Raw genomic sequence first — 3,834 nt, 5'->3', positions numbered from 1 at the left:
GGGCACCTTCCTCATTGGTAAGTCCCAATCCTAAATTCAAGAGTATATTCGAGGCGCCCTCAGGAAAAGAATACTTGCTGACCCCAACCCTGGTTGTCGCCGTTGCCTCGACCTTTATGTTGTATTTATCCAGGACATTGGAGTAATACCCGACCGTACTCTTTTCGTCGGAATAGGTACTGCCATACTGCAGGTAATCCGTGTTGATTTCGCCCATGGTCGGCATCGCCAAAATAACACCGAGTTCTGGGCAACCCACACCGCTAAGGTTAACGTGACTAAAACCGGTCAAAAATTTGTTTTCATGTACATATGGTGTTGAAAGCCATCGACTGTCTTTCTCCAACGGTAAATTTTGGGGTCCCGCCACATTAAAAGGGGATACATTCGCCATACCGCGAACAGCAATAGGACCAGGATTGGTCGTACCGAAATTGGAGGTTCCTATAAATGGATTCACATAGTCGACAGAGGTTTGCTGAGCCATAGACGAACTATAGAGCAAACCAACTATCACTGTGGTTAGTATCGAGCGGCTTTTGTTCATTATAAATAGGCGAGATTTTTTCATTACATTTTATAAAACCATGGTACGTTGCAATCTATATTCGAAGGCGTTCAGTCATTTGGTACCCTTCCCTAACATATCATTTCGAAGTGCTCAGGGAATAGGGGAGCGCCTCATTAGAAACAGCCCAATTTTTATTGGGTGCACTACCCATCTCAAAAGACAGGGTGCCTCCCTTTTGAACCGTCTCGGTGCCAATCCATGTGTTGTTGAAATTGGCTCCGTTCAACGAAGCACTTTGAATATAAGGCCTACCCTTTCCGTTGGAATTTGCATGGATCGTAAAGGTGTTCCCGTTCTGCAAATGCAGTTTCACCTCATCAAAAAGTGGACTTCCTATGACATATTGATTGGTGGCCGGGGCCACAGGATAAAAGCCCATGGCACTGAACACATACCAAGCCGAGGTCTGACCGTTATCCTCATCCCCACAATACCCATCTGGGTTCGGGGTATATAATTTGGTCAATACTTCCCTTACTTTTTCCTGGGTCTTCCATGGTTGCTTGGCATAATCGTACAAATAGATCATATGCTGTATGGGTTGATTGCCATGGGCATAGTTCCCCATGTTCATGATCTGCATTTCCCGTATTTCATGGATGGTAAACCCGTAATAGGAATCATCAAAATGCGGTGGCATTTCAAAAACCCCATCCAACATTCCCACGAACTCCGTATCACCTCCCATCAGATCGATAAGCCCCTGCACATCATGAAAAACCGACCAGGTATAGTGCAGACTGTTGCCCTCGGTGAAGGCATCTCCCCATTTTAAGGGATTGAACGGAGATTGAAACTTACCGTCCTTATTTTTTCCCCGCATCAATTTTGTCGATGGGTCGAACAAATTTTTGTAGTTCATTGACTTATCATAAAACACTTGGGCCAGACTATCCTTCCCCATCGATTTCGCCATTTGTGCAATCGTAAAATCGGCATAAGCATATTCCAAGGTACGGGCTGCATTTTCATTAATCCCCACGTCATAGGGTACATATCCCAACTCATTATAATAATCAAGTCCTGCCCTGCCCACACTATTGACGGGCCTACCCTCGCTTATGGTGGCATTTTTTAATACGGCTTTTAGTAGCATAGCCGCATCAAAACCTTTTACCCCATTCAAATAGGCATCGGCAATTATAGGTGCCGAATTGGAACCGATCATACAATCGCGATGGCCCGGACTCGCCCATTCGGGCAACCATCCTGATTCTTTGTACGTATTGGCCAAGCCTTCCATGATTTGGGCATTAAGATCGGGATACATCATATTGAAGAATGGGAATACCGCCCTAAACGTGTCCCAAAACCCATTATCGGTAAACATGTACCCCGCTTCGACCTTGCCGTTGTATGGACTGTAATGCACTACATTGTTGTCCGTATCGAATTCATAGAATTTCCTGGGGAACAACAGCACCCGGTACAAACAGGTATAGAAAGTTTTCAGGTCGTCTGTATTGGAGGAAGTAACCTCGATCCGCCCCAGTTCCTGTTCCCAGGCCGCAGTGGCCTTTTGCTTGGTAGCCTCGAAAGTATCTTCCCCGATCTCCCTATCCAAATTCAACTGTGCCTGCTCAGGACTGATGAAGGAAGATGCCACTTTTACATGTACGGCCTGTCCTTTTTTGGTTTTGAACCCGATAATGGCCCCTACGTGATCCCCTTTGGCGTCACGTGAACCTTCCATCAGTTTCCATGCGTCAGTCCAAGTATGGTTCAGTTCAAAATCGGTATCGAATTCGGCCACAAAATAATTATGGAAATTATCAGGAACTCCGCCACTGTTATTTCTACAATACCCGATGATTTTTCGTTCCTTGGGCAAAATCTTTACCATAGCCCCTTTATTAAAGGCATCCAACATAATATAGGACTTTTCATTTTCTGGGAACGTAAACTTAAAGTGGGCTGCCCTTTCGGTGGGCGCAACCTCGGCGACTACATCATAATCGGCCAAATACACACTGTAATAATCAGGACGTACGGTTTCTGCCTTATGTGAAAAATAAGATTCCCGTTCATCTTCCTGATATTTTAAATCACCCGTGACCGCCATTAGTGAAAATGCCGCATAATCATTGATCCACGGACTGGGTTGGTGGGTTTGTTTAATGCCCCTGATTTTTTTGTCATGGTATTTATACGTCCATCCATCACCCATTTTTGAGGTCATGGGCGTCCAGAAATTCATGCCCCAAGGGGTGGCAATGGCCGGATAGGTATTCCCGTTCGAAAGGCTGAAATCCGAATCGGTGCCCATTAGGGGATTTACATATCCCACCACATCCTCTACATGCTCGCTATCCTTTGCTACTTCACTCGATTTCTTTTCTTCACAGGCAGAAAAAAGAAATAGTGTTACAAGACCTACCATGCTTATTTTTAGTTGACTTCCCATTCCCATAATTATCTGTATATTTTATTTCTTTCCGGGGATTTTAATTTTTTACCATCTGCCTTTTTCGGGTCGTTGGTCATCTCAAAAACCAATTCCCCACCCGCAATAACCTCTTTGTGTGTTATAAAATTCCTATCTAAGGTAACCCCATTTAAAATTACGGATTCTACATAGTTATTTTCTTTTGAGAAATTCTTTTGGATAATCCTGAAAACCTTACCGCCGCCTACGGATACCTCAGCCTCTTCAAATAAGGGGATTCCCAAATCATAGACGCCCTGTGCGGGATTCACGGGATAGAAACCCAGTGCCCCAAAAATATACCAAGAGGACATTTGCCCGCAATCCTCATTGCCACAATGGCCATTGGGGGCGTTGGCGTATTGTTCTTCCAGAATTTGCCGTACCAAGGTCTGGGTCTTTGATGGCTGATCCAAATAATTGTACAAGTACGCCACATGATGGCTCGGTTCGTTACCATGGGCATACTGCCCGATCATTCCCGTACTGAAAATCGGGAGTTTGTCACCCGCTTGTGGAAAATAGGTGAACATGGAATCGAGTTTTTGGTTAAAACGCACCTTTCCTCCTGTTTTTGCTATAAGTCCTTCAATATCCTGAGGCACGAACCAGTAGTATTGCCATGCATTGCTTTCGCAGAAATAGGGGGAATATTCCTTGGGGACAAACGGTGTAATAAAACTGCCTTTTTCACTTTTAGGTTGCAGCCATGAGGTTTTTTCATTGTAGAGGTTCTTCCAGTTTTCGGAACGCCTTAAAAATTCCTTATAATCCTGTTCATGTCCTAAATCCTTAGCGAACATGGCAATACACCAATCATCATAGGCATACTCCATCG

General features: G+C 44.5%; 2 protein-coding genes and 1 pseudogene. All 3 read right to left on the bottom strand.

The window, feature by feature from the left end; translation table 11 throughout:
* A pseudogene (locus tag WBM98_RS09860) lies at window positions 1-487 on the bottom strand (GH92 family glycosyl hydrolase); the annotation flags it as partial.
* Between the two features lie 160 nt (window positions 488-647).
* Window positions 648-2,975 carry a GH92 family glycosyl hydrolase gene (locus WBM98_RS09855; protein ID WP_424365852.1) on the bottom strand — a complete coding sequence of 776 codons (2,328 nt, stop codon included), beginning with the start codon at window positions 2,973-2,975 and terminating at the stop codon, window positions 648-650.
* An 8-nt stretch (window positions 2,976-2,983) separates the two neighbouring features.
* The coding region (locus WBM98_RS09850) for a GH92 family glycosyl hydrolase (RefSeq protein WP_424365851.1) at window positions 2,984-3,834 on the bottom strand (851 nt) is incomplete at its 5' end.

Source organism: Maribacter sp., from assembly GCF_049667165.1.
Lineage (GTDB): Bacteria > Bacteroidota > Bacteroidia > Flavobacteriales > Flavobacteriaceae > Maribacter_A.
The sequence above is the reverse complement of the archived record's forward strand: the minus strand, read 5'-3'. Positions and strand labels throughout refer to the sequence as shown.